This is a genomic window from Luteimonas qiangzhengi (genome assembly GCF_039548515.1).
Taxonomy (GTDB): Bacteria; Pseudomonadota; Gammaproteobacteria; order Xanthomonadales; family Xanthomonadaceae; genus Luteimonas.
On record NZ_JBCLVE010000011.1, the window covers coordinates 135,133 to 150,356 of the forward strand.

The following is a 15,224-nucleotide window of genomic DNA, read 5'->3' on the forward strand; positions in this document are numbered from 1 at the left end:
CCGGCACATAACCCCGGGCTATGCCGGACCGGCCCTATTTCAATGGTCAATGATTGCAGCAGGCATGAAGATGGATGGGTCTTCGGCCAATATCCACGGCCGGAAGACGAACACCATCCATCCAGAGAGGTCCGATGCCCCAGCTGTACCGCCTCATGCGATCCTGTGGCCTCGCCGCCTGGCTGACGGTCGCGCTGCTGCTCACGGCCTGCTTTGAGGTCCGCCAGGAGCCGGCCGCCGGCGCCGTGGACCTGATCATCGCCGGCGGCACCCTGTTCGACGGCAGCGACAGTCCCGGCCGCACCGCAGATGTCGCCATCGCCGGGGACCGGATCGTGGAGGTGGGGCCGGACCTGGCCGACCGCTATCAGGCGGCGCGCACCGTCGACGCCCAAGGGCTGATTGTGGCGCCGGGCTTCATCGATCCCCACACCCATCCTTTTACATACATCCGCTCCCCTGACCCCCAGGCCCGGCGCAGCCTGCCGTGGCTGCACCAGGGCGTCAGCACGATCTTCATCGGAATCGATGGAGGCGGCACCTCGGATATCGCCGCTCAGCACGAATGGTTCGAGAGCCACGGCACGGGCACCAATATCGCGGCCTACGTTGGACTCGGACCGGTCAGGCGGCACGTGCTCGGCAACGCGGACCGTGTTCCCGACGCGCACGAACTGCAGCAGATGCGCGGCATGGTCGCCGAGGCGATGTGTCAGGGCGCCATCGGGCTCTCGACCGGCCTGTTCTACGCCCCGCAGAGCTTCGCCAGTACCGACGAGGTGGTGGCGCTGGCCGAAGAGGCCGCCATCCGCGGTGGCGTCTACGACACCCACCAGCGCGACGAATCCAGCTACTCGATCGGCCTCATGGACTCAATCGAGGAAGTGCTCGAGATCGGTCGGCGGGCGCGGATCCCGGTGCATATCGCCCACATCAAGGCGCTGGGCACGGACGTGCACGGCAGCGCCGGCAAGATCATCGAACACATCGCGCGAGCGCGCGCGGAAGGCATCCAGGTGACCGCCGACCAGTACCCCTGGCTGGCCTCGGCGACCGGAATCGAGGCTGCACTGCTGCCGCGTTGGGCCCAGGATGGTGGCCGCGAAGCGTTGTTCGCACGGCTGGACGATCCGGACAGCGCGGACCGGATCCGCAGTGAAATGGCGCAGAACCTGCGCCGGCGCGGGGGAGCCGCCGCAATCCTGATGATCGGCGAGGGCTGGCCCTGGTCGGGCAGGACGCTGGAGGAAATGGCGGACACGTGGGAGACGGAGCCGGTGGCCGCAGCGCTGCGGATCATCCGCCACGGCGGGCCGGGCGGCAGTGGATCCGCGCGGAAGATCGCTTCGTTCAACATGCACAAGGATGACGTGTCGGAGCTGATGCGCCAGCCGTGGGTGCTGACCGCCTCCGACGGCGGCGACGGACATCCACGCCAGTACGCGACCTTCCCGGAAAAATACGCCCGCTTCGTCATCCAGGAAGGCGTCATCGACCTGCAGTCCTTCATCCACCGCTCCACCGGACTGACCGCCGCCACCTTCGGCCTGGAGGATCGCGGATACCTGCAGGCCGGATACCACGCCGACGTCGTGGTGTTTGATCCCGAACGGTACGCGCCGGCGGCGACCTACGTGGAACCTTCGGTCCTGTCCAAGGGCGTGGAATATCTATTCATCAACGGCACGGCCATGATCGATCGCGGCGAGACGGCGGAGGCGCTGCCGGGACGCGTGCTGCGCCACCACCCGCCTGCCGGCACCTGCGATTGAGCACAGCCGTGCATCTGATTACACAAGGAGTCACAGTCGATGCTGCAGCTTGATGCGGTGCAGACCCTTGCCCTTGCGGGCATCGCTCTGTTCCTGGGTTACGGCCTGTGCCGATGGGTGCCGGTGCTTGGAAAATACAATCTCCCGCCACCTGTGGTGGGAGGTCTGGTGTTCGCCATAGCGGTGTGGATCGCGCATGCGCGGGACACCACGTTATTCGTACTCGACACCAGCCTGCAGACGCCGTTGATGATCGCCTTCTTCACCACGATCGGCATGAACGCCAGTCTGAGGCTGCTGAAGATCAGCGGCACCCAGGTGATGATCTTCCTGGGCTTGGCCAGCGCCTTCGCGGTGTTCCAGAACCTGCTCGGCATGGCGGTAGCGGTGGGCTTCGACCTGCACCCGCTGTTCGGCGTGCTGGCCGGCTCGACCACGCTCACCGGCGGGCCCGCCACGGGCCTGGCATTCGCGCCCCTGTTCGAAGAGGCCGGCGTGGTGGGCGCGGAGTCGATCGCCGTGGCCTCGGCGATGGCGGGCATCGTTCTCGGCGGGCTGGTGGGCGGCCCGGCGATCACGGTGATGATCCGCCGCTTCCGGCTGTCGCCTTCCAGCCAGCAGGTCCACGCCGCACCGGACCTGGAGACGGCCGCTTCAGCACCATCAGAAGCGGTACGCGAGTTCAACGCCCTCAAAAGCATCGTGACCCTGCTGATCGCGATGTGGCTGGGTGCATGGGTCAGCGGCTGGATCTCCGCTACCGGCATCACCCTGCCCGCCTACGTGGGCGCAATGCTGGTGGGCGCGGCGATCCGCAACCTGGATGACAGGACCGGCTGGATCGGCCTTTCGGTGCCAACCACCGACCTGATCGGCAACGTATGCCTGGCGCTGTTCCTGTCCGTAGCGCTGATGAACCTCAAACTCTGGGAACTTGCCGGGCTGGCGCTTCCGCTGGTGCTGAACCTGGTGCTGCAGGTGGGCGCGGTGGTGGCCTTCTGCATCGTGGTGTTCCGGGTCATGGGCCGGGATTACGATGCCGCCATCATGGGCGGCGGTTTCATCGGCTTCATGCTTGGCACCACCGCCAATGCGATGGCGGTGATGCGCGCCCTGGTCGAACGCTACGGCGCGGCGCCGCGCGCGTTCCTGGTGGCACCCCTGGTCGGCGCGTTCTTCATCGACTTCACCAACGCGCTGATCATCACCGGGTTCATCAATTTCTGGAGCTGAGCGGGCCGATGAAATGTTCGTACAGCGCGCGGTTCACCGCGCCCCGGAGTTCCGGATCCATGACGCCGTTGGTGATCACGACGAAGCCGTATTTCCTGTCGGCATCAAAGAACATGGAGCTGTACAGCCCGTAGGCGGATCCGGTGTGGCCGGTCAGGGTCACGCCCGGCACCAGGCTCCGATCGGTGCGCAGGGCCAGCCCGTAGCCGGCGTCATCATCAATGCGGACGGCGGGCGCCTGCATCATGGCGGCGTGTTCCGGGCTGATGATCCGCGCGCCGGCCCACTCTCCCTGGTTCATGTGCATCAACATGTACCGGGCCAGGTCGGACGCGGTGATCTTCATGCCGCCGGTGGGAGAGAACAGGGGCGCGCTGTAGCCCAGCCGGTAGTCCGCCAGACGCTCGCCCAACGGCGCATATGCGGCGTCCGAGCGCACAAAGCCCTCGCCATCCCGGTAGCGGTAGATCTGCGCGAAGCGGTCCGCATCCAGCGCGTCCGACCAATGGCCGCCGTACAGTCCCAGCGGCGCAAGCACGTGCTGCTTCACGTATCCGTCGAACCGTTCCCCCGCGGCCCGCTCGATGATCGCCCCAAGCATGTTGTAGCCCAGGTTGGAGTATTCGTACTGCTCTCCCGGGGCGTGGGCCGAATAGCTTTCATTCCAGCTCGCGTTGACCCCGGGATTGATGATGTCCAGGCTGCCGTATTGCTGGCTGTCGGTAACGGACGAGGTGTGGTTGAGCAGCATCCGCAGCGTGATCACCTGTTCCGGGAACGCGGGATTGCGCACCGGGAATCCAAGCAGCCCACCCACGTCGTCGTCCAGCGACAGCCTGCCCTGCTCCACCAGTTGCAGGACCGACACCGCTGCGAACGACTTGGAGATGGACGCGATGCGGAACACGTCGTCTTCCTCCAGCGGCCTGCGCGCTTCCCTGTCCTTCCACCCAAGGCTGTTGCGGTAGACGATGTCGTTGTCCCTGACCACCACCACTGCCAACCCCACCGCCTCGTGCTCGGCCATGAGTCCGGCGAGCCTCTCTTCGATGCCGCCCGCCAAGGCGGGGAGCAGCGCGAACAGCGACAGCAGGAGCGCCGCACACATGGCGACGCTACGGTTTGCAGAGTGTCTGGATCGCATCGCGTTTCCTCTTGCTGGATGGGCGCCGGGCGGCTGATGCCGCCCGGCGTCGTGCAGTGGCCTGATCAGTCGAAGCTCTTGGTCAGGGTCAGGTAGTAGCCGCGTCCCAGCACGTTGTGCAGCCCGGAGTAGAAACCGGTGGCCGTGGTCGACAGCGGCGGATCGCGATCGGTCACGTTGCGTACCGTGAGCCGGATGCGGGAGTCGTCCAGGAAATTGCCCAGGCCATTGAAGCGACGCTCCACGTACACGTTCGCGGTGGTCCAGCTCGGGATCTGGAAGCGGTTGCCATCGGCATCCAGCGCGCCGCTGGACTCGAACGACCCCACGTAGCGCACGTGAGTACCAGTGAGCCAGTCACCCTTGCGCCATGAGAAGTTGGCCGTGGCCCGCCAATCCGGCGAACCATTGATGCCGAGCAGGTTGCCGGCGCTGCTGAGCCGGAACCCGTCGCTGATGATGCCCGCCTCCTGGGCGTCCAGGATCATCTGCTCGTCGGGCACCGGATCCTGGGTACGCTCGATCAGGCGGGAGGCATTGATGCTGTAATTGAACGTGCCCGCCCGCTCGGTCGGGATCCGGTGAGTCAGCCCGAAATCGATGCCGCGGGTGGTGCGTGGCAGCCGGTTGATGTAGGTGTCATTGACCACGCTGACGGTACCGACCGGGTCCAGGCCGGTCCCCACGAAGTCCTCGATGCGGGTGTCATCGGGATCGTTCCTGACCACGTTCGGGTTGTGCGAACCCTGCATGCGCGCCAGGTAATCCAGCGCCAACTGGGCCTGCTCGCCGAGGATGCCGATCACATCCTCCTGCTCGATTACCCAGTAGTCGGCGGTCAGGGTCAGACGGCCTGCGGCCTCGGGCAGGAAGCTCGGCTGAAACACGAACCCGACCGACCAGGCGTCGGAGGTTTCCGGCTGCAGGTCGCGGTTGCCGCTGCGCTCGGCCTGGGTACTGGATCCACGGCCACACTGGGACCAGCGTTCGATGCGCCCAGCCCGCAGGTCCGCCTCGCACAGGTAGTAATCGGTGCGGGTATTGCTGACCACGGTTCCTTCGGCGTAAAGCTGCAGGATATTGGGCGCCAGGAAGCTCTGCGCCCAGTTGCCCCGCACCATGAAGTCCTCGGTGAGGTTCCAGGCCAGCGCGATCTTGGGGTTGGAGACCCAGCCGAAGTCGGAGTAGTTCTCCCAGCGGCCGGCCAGCTGCAGGTCGAGGCTGCGCACCAGCGGAATCCCCATCTGCGGCGACACCAGCGGTACGGCGAACTCACCGTAGAACGATGCCACGTTGCGATCACCGGAGTTGCTTGCCGCCGGGCTGGCACCCAGCACATCACTGGTGATTTCCCCGGTCATCGGGTTGGTGTAGGTGATCTCGCCGTTGAAGCGCGGATCGCGCACGTCATTCAGCGTTTCACGACGCCACTCCGCGCCAAAGGCAAGGCCCACGTCGCCGGCGGGCATGTTGAAGATGCTCTCGTGCAGGAACCGGGTATCCACCTGGAACAGGCTCGCGGTGCTGTAGCGGACCACCGGCACGGTGAAGCTGGCAATGGTGGCGGGGTCACTGGGCGTCGCGTCGGGCCCTGACCAGTCGTTTGGATCGCCGCCGTTGAACGGGTTGTAGGCACCGGGATCGGAACGCCCCAGTGCCTCGGCGAACAGGGTGTTGCTGATCGATCCGTGCTGGGTGTCCTCGGTGGTTGCACGCGAATACAGCACCGCGCTTTCCCAGTCGAAATTGCCCAGATAACCGCGCACGCCCGCCATCACCCGATAGGAGTCATCGTCCACAGTATAGGGACGCGAGGTATCGGTGGCACGATAGCTGGTGATGCGCAGATCAAGGCCCTCTTCCGGCGCATCGATGCCGGGCAGGCGATTGGGGTTGAGCGACCCGTCCGGCAGGTACATTGCGCCAAACGGGTTGTAGTAGTTGGACGCGGGGACAATCATCGGCGCCGAGCCCAGCGACGCCGCCTGCTCGCGCATGCTTTCGAACTTGGCCTGGTAGTAGCTGAATTCGCCGAAGGCCACGAAGTTGTCGTTGATGTCCTGCTCGATGGTGCCGAACAGGTTGGTCCGGCCCACGCCGCCCAGGATGTTGCGCTGGTGCATCGGGTTGAAACGCCTCGGGCGGTCCAGTTCGGTGCTGAACCCACCGGTCTGGATGCACACATCGTCATTGATCTGCGTCAGGCAGCGGTGCTCCAGCGGTTGCATGTGGAAATAGCCGGTCGCGCTGGTGATCCGGTCCCCGTCCATCGAGACCGTCCTGCCGTCGCGGGTCTGGAATGCCGCCCAGGGCGTGGTGGTCAGGCGGTCGTCGAACGCGGTGTGGCCCTCGAACTCCGTTCCTTCCAGCAGATACCGGTGATCGGCGTTGGCCGTTTGCGGATGTTCACTCGCCGGCACCTCGGACCGGTACGTATGCCCGCCCAGCAGGGTCACCCGCGTGCGTCCATCGTTGAACCAGCGGCCGGCCTTGAAGTTGAAGTTGCCCTGGCGCAGGTCGATGTTTTCCGAACCGCCGTACTGCGCCTGCACCTCCAGCCCCTGGAAATGGGTATCCATCACCACGTTGAGCACGCCGGCCACGGCATCCGATCCGTACAACGCGGAGGCGCCGCCCATCAGCACTTCCATCTGCTGCACCCCCCACAGCGGGATGGCGTTGATGTTGCCGGTCTGGCGCGGAACCAGAGCCTCAGTCTGGGTACCTGGATGCGGGACCATGCGCCTGCCGTTGACCAGCAGCAGGGTATTGCCGGTACCCAGGTTGCGCAGGTTGATGGAGCCGATGTCGCCGCGCGCGGCATTGAGGTTGGCAGCCGTTTCGGTGTTGTCGAACATCATGTCGCCCACCTGCGGCAGGCTGCGCAGCAGCTCGTCGCCGGAGACCGCGCCGGTGGCTTCGATCTCCTCCGCGCCCATCACCGCAACCGGGACCATCCCGGCCTCGCTGTTGCCGGCAAACCGGCTGCCGACGACCACGACCTGATCCAGCTCGGCGATGCGTTCGGCCGCAGCCTGCTCGTCGGTCCGGCGCCGCTCCCCGTCATCCGTCGGCGGGGGTGCACCCGGGTCCGCGGCCGGCGGAGTCTGGGCGAAAGCCGGCGCGCCGGCGAGGATCGCGCCCACGACCGCTGCGAGTATGGTTTTCCGGTACGTCTTCATGTGTCTTCGCTCCCACGAACCATCGATTCTTGTCATGACCGCGCTGGAAAGCGCGGGCGCTGTTTTCCTGTGGCCGCTGTCGCCGCTACTGTGCGATGGCCGCCGCCCCGGGCCTGCGGGGATCAGCCGCGCCTTCGACCCGGCCGGGTTCGACCAGCAGCATCTGCGTGCTGCCAATCGTCTGTCCGGTTGAAGTGATATGGCCGCGTGCTTCAAGCAGCCGCAACGTATCCGGGCTCAGGCCACGTTCGACCTGGAGCGCGCCTTCGCCGGACATGTGCTGATGCACCCGCGGCGCCATCGTGGCTTCGGCAACATTCATGCCGAAATCAACCACATTGACGATGATCTGCACGACCGTGCCGGGGATGGTGTTGCCACCCGGACTGCCGGTCACCAGCCAGGGGCTGCCGTCGCGTACCAGCATCGTCGGTGCCATGCTCGAGACCGGCCGGCGCCCAGGTTCCATCGCGTTCGGCGGCGCGGGACGACCCTCGCGCTGCGCGTCCAGCTGCGCGCGCAGGGAGAAGTTGCCGATCAGGTTCCCGAGCAGGAAACCCGTCCCCTCGATCATCACCCCCGACCCGAAGTCGGCGCCGATGGTGTAGGTGTTGCTGACCACGTTGCCGTCGGCATCCACTACCGAGAAGTGGGTGGTTTCAGGACCTTCATGCGCCCAGGGGTCACCCGCCTCCACGTCCACAGCCGGCGTGGCGTGATCCATCCTGATCCGGCCCGCACGCCCGGCCGCGTATTCCTTGGCCACCAGCCCGCGCAACGGCACATCGAGGAAGCCGGTATCGCCGACGTGGGCCAGCCGATCACGCCAGGACAGCTTGCTGGCCTCGGCGAACAGGTGCAGCGCGTCGGCCGAGCCTGCGCCCAGCTCCGCCAGGTCGAACTGTTCAAGCAGGTTGAGAGTGCCGACGATGCCCGCGCCGCCGCCACTGGCCGGAGGCATGGTCACCACTTCCGCGTTGCGGTAGGTGCTGCGCAGCGGCACCCGCTCGATCGCCCGGTAGGCCATGAGGTCTTCGCTGCGCAGCAACCCGCCATGCCTGCGCATGCCCGCATCCAGTCGACGGGCGATTTCCCCGCGGTAGAAATCTTCCGCCCCATGGTCGGCGATCCGGCGCAGGGTCCAGGCCAGGTCCGGCTGCACCAGGCGCTCACCGGCAGCCAGCGCCTGGCCGTCGGGGTGCAGGAACACCGCGGCGCCGGCGGCGCTGCGGGCAAGCCGCTCCTTGCCCCAGTCCAGCGCGAACGCCTCATCGACGCTCAATACGATGCCCTGCGAAGCCATTTCAATTGCCGGCTGCAGCAGCCGCTTCCACGGCAGGCGGCCATACTTTTCGTGGGCCAGTGCAAGGCCTGCCACCGTGCCCGGCACGCCCGCTGCGCGGATGCCCGCCGAATGGCCGTCGAGCTGACCGTCATCGCCGACGTAGGCATCCAGGGTGGCCAGCGCCGGAGCCGCCGAACGGTAATCGATGGCGGTGTAGCGGTCGCCGTCTGCCAGATGCAGCAGCATGAACCCGTCGCCGCCGATATTGCCTGCCCGGGGCAGGGTCACGGCCAGCACGAAGGCGGTGGCAACAGCGGCGTCCACCGCGTTGCCTCCTTCGCGCAGCACCTGCGCACCGGCTCGGCTGGCCGCCTCGTTCTGGCTGACCACCATGCCCGAAGCGCCCGTCTCCGGCTTGTGGATGGCTTCGTAGTTGAGCAGCTGGCGGGGCTGCGCCGGCACCGCCAGCGACAGCGACAACAGGCACCCGGCAACAAGCACAGCGCACTGGCGTGCGGCGTTCCAGACCATGCGTCCTCCTCCCAGGGCAGCGGTCACGTACCACCATGCATAGATCGCCGGCGGGTGTCCCCCATCAATCCAGGGGCAACGCATACCCTGCGGTTATGGCACTCCATAACCGCAGGTTGTGCCCATGGGAAGCAAAATGAAGCCTGTTTTCCGCGGGCCGGGTTAGGCTTTGCACGCCGGTCCCCGATGGCCGGAATCCGTATCCACCCACCAGCAGGAGATGACCTGTTGTCCACTGGCACCCGGCGCCTGGCGCTCGCATGCACAGCGCTCGCAGGGCTGATGCTTGCGGCGTGCACCCACCAGCCGGCACCGCTGGACGCGCCGCCCCGCAGCGCTGGAACGGTGAGCAGCGCCCATCCACTTGCTTCACAGGCGGGGATGGAGGTGCTGGAACGCGGCGGCACCGCGATTGATGCCGCGATTGCGGTACAGGCGATGCTTGGTCTCGTCGAGCCCCAGAGTTCCGGGCTGGCCGGGGGGGCATTCCTGCTTCATTACCGCGCCCGTGACGGCCAGGTCGATGCCTACCTCGGGCGTGAGCGGGCCCCTTCGGGCGCGGGCCCCCTCCTGTTCCATGATTCCGCCGGAGGCCTGCTGCCGCGATCGCAGGCGATGCTCACGGGCCACGCCACCGGAGTGCCAGGCGTCCTGCCGGCCCTGGAAGCCGCGCACGCCGACCACGGCCGGCTCGCCTGGTCGTCGCTGTTTGCGTCTGCGGCGGAAACGGCCGATCAGGGATTCACTGTCACCCCGCGTCTGCAGCAGCACATCGAAGGCACGTTCCCGCAGGCCTCCGCCCCGGACGTGATCAGGCTTTTCTCGCATCCCGACGGACGGAAGCTGCGCGCCGGCGACGTGATGCGCAACCCCGCCTATGCGCGCAGCCTGCAGGAGATCGCGACGCGCGGCGCAGCCGCCCTGCAGACCGGGCCACTGGCGCAAGCCATCCTCGACCGGATCAGCGAGCCCCCCGGCCCGTCACCGATGCGCGCGGCGGACCTGGCCAACTACCAGGCCGAAAAAGTCCCACCGCTGTGCCGCGCCATCCGCGCCCACCTGGTCTGCGTGCCGCCGCCGCCCTCCAGCGGGGTCGGGCTGCTGCAGCTGCTGCTGTTGCTGGAAGGGACCGACATCGCGCAGCGCCCGGCCAACGATCCAGTCGCCTGGCTCACCTTCGCCGAGGCCAGCCGGCTGATGTATGCCGATCGCGACCACTACGTGGGCGATCCGGAGTTCGTCCAGGTCCCGATCGCGGGCATGCTCGACCCGGACTATCTCGACAGCCGCAGGCGCCTGCTCGGCAAGCACGCCGCGCCGGGGGCATTTGCGCCCGGCCAGCTCGCCGGCGCACCTGCGAACGCTGAGGACCATACCGCCGAACCGGCCGGCACCAGCCATTTCGTGGTGGTGGACGGCGAGGGCAACGCAGTCTCCATGACCACCACGATCGAATCGTATTTCGGCTCAGGCCGGGTCGCCGGCGGAATGCTGCTCAACAACCAGCTCACCGACTTCTCCTGGCAGCCGGGCGCGGCAGCGGCCAATGCCATCGCGCCTGCAAAGCGCCCCCGCTCATCCATGTCTCCGGTCATCGTGCTCGACGGCGACGGCAAATTTGCCGGTGCCATCGGCTCGCCGGGTGGCAATGCGATCCCTGCATACATTGGCAAGACCCTGCTGGGATGGCTGTTCTGGGACATGCCCCTGGACGAGGCCATCGCCCTGCCCAACCTGGTGGCCCGGGGCGAGCGCTTTGATGGCGAAGCCGACACCATGACGCCCGCCGTGCGGCTCGGCCTGGAACGCCTGGGCGTAACAGTGCGACCGGGCAGCGGGGAAAATTCCGGCCTGCACGGCGTCCATCTGCGCGCAGATGGCCTGCACGGCGCGGCCGATCCGCGGCGTGAGGGCACCGTATCGGCCGCTCCACCTTCTGCCAAGAAAAGTCGTGATGCCAGCATCCAACCCGACCTGTGATGTCACCGTCCTGGGGGCGGGCGTGGTCGGTATGGCCACGGCCTGGGCAGCGGCCCGGCGCGGCCTGTCGGTGGAGATCGTGGACCGCGCATCCGGACCGGCGCAGGGGGCATCGTTCGCCAACGGCGCCCAGCTCAGCTACGCCTACACGGACGCCATGGCAGGGCCATCCCTGTGGAAGCAGATCCCCGGACTGCTGACCGGCAGTGATCCCGCTTTCCGGCTCCGGTTGACGGGCAATCCTTCCATCTGGCGTTGGGGCGTCTCGTTGCTGGCCAACGCCACCAGCCGCCGGCTTCGGCGCAACACGCTGCGCACCCTGTACCTGGCCCAGGCATCGCAGAAGGCCATGCAGTCAATGCTGGATCGACATCCATTCGATTTCCAGCACCGGGTGGCCGGCAAACTGCACCTGTATTTCAGTGATGCTGCGCTGCAGGCAGGTACCGCGATGCTGGAACTGAAGCGTCCCTACGGGGTGAAACAGCAGCTGCTGGCGTTACACGAAGCCGTCGCAATCGAGCCCGCGCTGGCACAGGTACCCGGCATCCGGGGCGTGGTGTACTCCCCGGAAGAGGCCGTCGGCGATCCATGGCGTTTTTCCGCGGGGCTGCTGGACACCATGTGTGGCCGGTACCCCGTGCAGACCCGTTTCGGGTTCGATATCGAATCGGTCCAGCGCCGCGGTCCGCACTGGATGTTGCATTCGCGCGAGGGTGATGTGGCGCATGCACGGCGGCTGATCGTATGCACCGGCGTGGAAAGCGTTGCGCTACTGCGTCAACTCGGCATCCGCACGCCGCTGATGTCGATCAAGGGCTACTCGCTTACAGCCCCCTGCGGTCCCCGGGCCCCGACCGTCAGCATTACCGATACGGCGCGCAAGCTGGTGTTCTGCCGGCTCGGCAACAACATGCGCATCGCCGGCATGGCGGATATCAACGACTGGGACCCGGCCGTATCGGACGAGCGCTTTGAACAGTTTCTTGCATTGGCCCGGCAGTCGCTGCCGGAGGCTGCCGACTACTCCAGGATCCTGGATCGCTGGGCCGGACTGCGCCCGTCCACGCCGGATTCCGTTCCGATCATCGCCAACGTCCGCGAGGGCCTGACCTGCAATATCGGACACGGCATGTTCGGCTGGACGCTCGCCATGGGCAGCGCGGAGCAGGCAGTGGCGCTTGCCCTTGGCGAAGAAGGCGCCCGAGCGTGGCCAAGCTGAGGCCCATACCCTAACCTGCAGCCATGCGCCTTCGTCATATTGAAGTTTTCTACGCGGTTTACACTGCGGGTTCGATCAGCGCAGCGGCCCGAACGCTGCATGTTTCCCAGCCATCGGTGAGCAAGGTGCTCCAGCACGCCCAGAGCCAACTGGGCTTTGAGCTGTTTACCCGAGTGCGCGGCAGGCTCGTGGCCACCGATGAAGCACATGCGCTGTTCGAAGAGGTCAAGGAGATCTTCGAGCGGATGGCCTCTCTGCGCAAAACCGTTTCGAATATCCGCAACATGGATGGCGGCCACCTGCGCCTGGCAGTAGTACCGTCTCTGGGGCTGTACATTGCGCCAAGCGCCATCGCCCGCTATCGGAAGCGTTTTCCGCAGGTGACTTTCGATGTCCAGACCCTGCACCACAGTGACGTTTTCCAGGCCCTGTATGAGCGCGAATGCGACATTGCCTTCGCCTACATGCCACCCATGCACCCCCGCATGCAACGCCGGCGCCTGGGCAATGGAGAGCTGGTGCTTCTGTATGACCGCGCTTCGCTGGCCAACCCGGAAGAGCGCGTACCCATCAAACGCCTGGCCGGTCGCGAAATGGTTGGACTGGCCAACAGCGGGCCGCTCAGTGACCTCGTCGAATGTGAGCTGGAAGCGCAGGAAGTCACCCTGCGTGAAGTGGTCTCCAACCAGACCTATTACCTGGCGGCTGCGCTGACCCGGTGCGGCGCCGGCATGAGCATCATCGATGAGTTCACAGCCCGGGCTATCGCTGGCTCGGAGTTGGAGTTTCGTCCACTGGAACCTGCCATCCGGTTTGAGATCGAGTGCGTGTACCTGGAAGACCGGCCTCCCTCGCATCTGGCGGAAGCCTTCATTGAAGAATTCCGGACATCCCTCAAAGCCGCGAAAGGCCTGGGTCCGGCTGAGCCATCAACCCAGAGTCGAAAGACGCGGAAATGACAGCCCTCAACGCGACCGCGATCCGCCGGGACGCTTGCCCGGCGGTCCGCTCGCCCGCCGCTGCTGGAGCGTCTGGGCAGCGGTGGCCAGTTCACCGCGCAGCTTCAGGTAATTCCGCAGCCGGCCGGCCTCGATCTGTCCGGCCTGCAGCGCTTCGCGGATCGCACAGCCGGGCTCCTGGCCATGCTGGCAGTCGCGGAAGCGGCATTGTTCGGCGAGCGTTTCGATTTCGGTGAAACCGCCATCGGCCAGGCGCTCCTCGCCGGTGGGCTTGAGCTCGCGCATGCCCGGCGTGTCGATCAGGCAGGCGCCCGAAGCCAGCGGAATCAGCGTGCGCCAGGTGGTGGTGTGGCGCCCGCGCGAATCGCTCTCGCGCACCGCGGCGGTCTTCATCCGCTGCTCGCCGACCAGGGTGTTGGCCAGGGTGGATTTGCCCGCGCCGGAGCTGCCGACCAGCGCGGTGGTCACGCCCGGACGCAGCCACGGCAGCAGCGCATCGACGCTGGCCGGATCACGCGTATCCAGGGCCAGTGCCGGCACGTCATCGCCAAGGGTGGCGGCGAGTGCGGCCAGCGCGGCATCCACGTCGGTGTCCGGCAGATCGGCCTTGGTCAGCACCACCACCGGCTGCACGCCGGCACCGCGAACCAGCAGCAGGTAGCGCTCGATCCGGCGCGGATTGAAATCGCCGTCCAGACCGGTCACCACCATCACCACGTCCACGTTGGCGGCGATCGGCTGCTGGCGATAGTGCTCACCGGCGGCTGCACGCTTGATCAGGCTGCGCCGCGGCAGCAGGGCCACGATCCGGCCCTCCTCCAGCAGCACCCAGTCCCCGACTGCCGCCCGCCCTTGCGATGGAAAGCGCGGCAGCTGCCATTCGGGCAGGGACTCCACCACGGCGGCCGGCCCCAGGCCGTCGGTCGCCAGATAGCCGGTACGGTGCTGCTCGACGATGCGGGCAGGACGCGCCCGCGGGTGCTCCGCCATCAGCGTGTCCCAGGCCTCCGGCAGCGCTTCGCCGGCGGCGGGCCAGCCGATCGCGCGCAGCGCGGCCCGGCCCGTCTCGGCGGCGTCTGGGGTCACGCGGGAACGGTCCTGGTCAGCATCAGGCGATTCTATCGCGCCTGCGGGCAGCCCAGCGTGCCGCGCAGGCACTTTGGCATCTATGCTGGCGCCCTTTGAACGGAGGCAGGCATGAGTGCACCCGCACCGGACCGCCCGCTGCGCTACCTGGCGCTGGGTGATTCCTACACCGTCGGTGAAGACGTCGATCCCGCGCAGTCGTGGCCGGCGCAGCTGGTGCGCGTCCTCGGCGCCGAGGGCATCGCAGTGGACGGACCGCGGATCATCGCCACCACCGGCTGGACCACCGATGAGCTGGACGCGGCCATCGACGCCGCCCAGCCGGCGCACGATCACGACCTGGTGAGCCTGCTGATCGGGGTCAACAACCAGTACCGCGGCCGCAGTGTTGAAGAGTACGCAGCGCAGTTCGCGGCCCTGCTGGATCGGGCGGTGGGATTCGCCGGCGGCGACCGCGCCCGGGTGTTCGTGCTGTCCATTCCAGACTGGGGCGTGACCCCGTTTGCCGCCGCCTCCGACCGCGACACCGAAACGATCGCCACGCAGATTGACGCCTTCAACGCCGCCGCCGCGCGTCGCTGCCAAGAGCTGGGCGTGACGTTCATCGATATCACCCCTGTCAGCCGCGCCCACGGTGCGCAAGCGGACATGATCGCGCCTGACGGGCTGCACCCTTCGGCGCGCATGTACACGCTGTGGACCCGGCTTGCGCTGCCTGCGGTACGGCATCTCCTGCAGCGCAGCGACTGAATCGGGCCGGCTGCCCGGTTCCATTGACGCCCGATGCAGGCGTGTTAGCTTGTCGCCCGTTCCTGTTACCGGCCCCCCGG

The 15,224-nt window shown here is 66.9% G+C and carries 10 protein-coding genes; 6 read left to right on the plus strand and 4 right to left on the minus strand.

Going from position 1 to position 15,224, the window contains the following annotated elements; genetic code table 11:
* Nucleotides 1–134 precede the first annotated feature (134 nt).
* The gene (locus WCE59_RS10240) at nucleotides 135–1,772 is read left to right on the plus strand and encodes an N-acyl-D-amino-acid deacylase family protein (protein WP_343258668.1); all 1,638 of its coding nucleotides are present in this window, start codon (nucleotides 135–137) and stop codon (nucleotides 1,770–1,772) included.
* 39 nt (nucleotides 1,773–1,811) lie between these two features.
* On the plus strand, nucleotides 1,812–3,005 hold the full coding sequence (gene gltS, locus WCE59_RS10245) for a sodium/glutamate symporter (protein WP_343258669.1): 1,194 nt from the start codon (nucleotides 1,812–1,814) through the stop codon (nucleotides 3,003–3,005).
* On the opposite strand, the gene WCE59_RS10250 is transcribed toward gltS, so the two are convergent.
* From WCE59_RS10250 to ggt, 3 genes are all read right to left on the minus strand, one after another.
* A complete protein-coding gene (locus WCE59_RS10250) occupies nucleotides 2,989–4,113 on the minus strand; it encodes a serine hydrolase domain-containing protein (protein WP_343258670.1) in 1,125 nt (374 codons plus the stop codon). The two genes, gltS and WCE59_RS10250, sit on opposite strands and share 17 nt — an antisense overlap.
* Before the next feature lie 101 nt (nucleotides 4,114–4,214).
* Nucleotides 4,215–7,331 (minus strand): TonB-dependent receptor plug domain-containing protein, encoded by a 3,117-nt coding sequence (locus WCE59_RS10255; RefSeq protein WP_343258671.1) that lies wholly within the window; start codon nucleotides 7,329–7,331, stop codon nucleotides 4,215–4,217.
* Nucleotides 7,332–7,416: 85 nt separating this feature from the next.
* Nucleotides 7,417–9,147, minus strand: a complete 1,731-nt coding sequence (ggt, locus tag WCE59_RS10260) for a gamma-glutamyltransferase (RefSeq protein WP_343258672.1) — start codon at nucleotides 9,145–9,147, stop codon at nucleotides 7,417–7,419.
* Nucleotides 9,148–9,375: 228 nt separating this feature from the next.
* On the opposite strand from ggt, the gene WCE59_RS10265 reads away from it, so the two are divergent.
* From WCE59_RS10265 to WCE59_RS10275, 3 genes are read left to right on the plus strand one after another with little or no spacing between them, the layout of a single operon-like run.
* Nucleotides 9,376–11,127, plus strand: coding sequence for a gamma-glutamyltransferase family protein (locus tag WCE59_RS10265; RefSeq protein ID WP_343258673.1), 1,752 nt, complete (start codon nucleotides 9,376–9,378; stop codon nucleotides 11,125–11,127).
* Complete coding sequence (locus tag WCE59_RS10270) at nucleotides 11,102–12,349, plus strand: FAD-dependent oxidoreductase (protein WP_343258674.1); 1,248 nt, start codon at nucleotides 11,102–11,104, stop codon at nucleotides 12,347–12,349. The genes WCE59_RS10265 and WCE59_RS10270 overlap by 26 nt, the downstream gene beginning before the upstream one ends.
* A 23-nt stretch (nucleotides 12,350–12,372) precedes the next feature.
* Entirely contained in the window at nucleotides 12,373–13,308 is a 936-nt protein-coding gene (locus WCE59_RS10275) for a LysR family transcriptional regulator (protein WP_343258675.1), read from the plus strand.
* Nucleotides 13,309–13,314: 6 nt separating this feature from the next.
* Here the strand turns inward: WCE59_RS10275 and rsgA are convergent, their stop codons facing one another.
* Nucleotides 13,315–14,394 (minus strand): ribosome small subunit-dependent GTPase A, encoded by a 1,080-nt coding sequence (rsgA, locus tag WCE59_RS10280; protein WP_343258676.1) that lies wholly within the window; start codon nucleotides 14,392–14,394, stop codon nucleotides 13,315–13,317.
* A 111-nt stretch (nucleotides 14,395–14,505) separates the two neighbouring features.
* On the opposite strand from rsgA, the gene WCE59_RS10285 reads away from it, so the two are divergent.
* On the plus strand, nucleotides 14,506–15,144 hold the full coding sequence (locus tag WCE59_RS10285) for an SGNH/GDSL hydrolase family protein (RefSeq protein ID WP_343258677.1): 639 nt from the start codon (nucleotides 14,506–14,508) through the stop codon (nucleotides 15,142–15,144).
* Nucleotides 15,145–15,224 lie beyond the last annotated feature (80 nt).

Bases quoted from the DNA above. Each gene is read 5' to 3' on its own strand.
- gltS (WP_343258669.1), top strand. From the start codon at position 1,812: ATGCTGCAGCTTGATGCGGTGCAGACCCTTGCCCTTGCGGGCATCGCT.
- WCE59_RS10270 (WP_343258674.1), top strand. From the start codon at position 11,102: ATGCCAGCATCCAACCCGACCTGTGATGTCACCGTCCTGGGGGCGGGC.
- WCE59_RS10275 (WP_343258675.1), top strand. From the start codon at position 12,373: ATGCGCCTTCGTCATATTGAAGTTTTCTACGCGGTTTACACTGCGGGT.
- WCE59_RS10240 (WP_343258668.1), top strand. From the start codon at position 135: ATGCCCCAGCTGTACCGCCTCATGCGATCCTGTGGCCTCGCCGCCTGG.
- WCE59_RS10285 (WP_343258677.1), top strand. From the start codon at position 14,506: ATGAGTGCACCCGCACCGGACCGCCCGCTGCGCTACCTGGCGCTGGGT.
- ggt (WP_343258672.1), bottom strand. From the start codon at position 9,147: ATGGTCTGGAACGCCGCACGCCAGTGCGCTGTGCTTGTTGCCGGGTGC.
- WCE59_RS10250 (WP_343258670.1), bottom strand. From the start codon at position 4,113: ATGTGTGCGGCGCTCCTGCTGTCGCTGTTCGCGCTGCTCCCCGCCTTG.
- WCE59_RS10255 (WP_343258671.1), bottom strand. From the start codon at position 7,331: ATGAAGACGTACCGGAAAACCATACTCGCAGCGGTCGTGGGCGCGATC.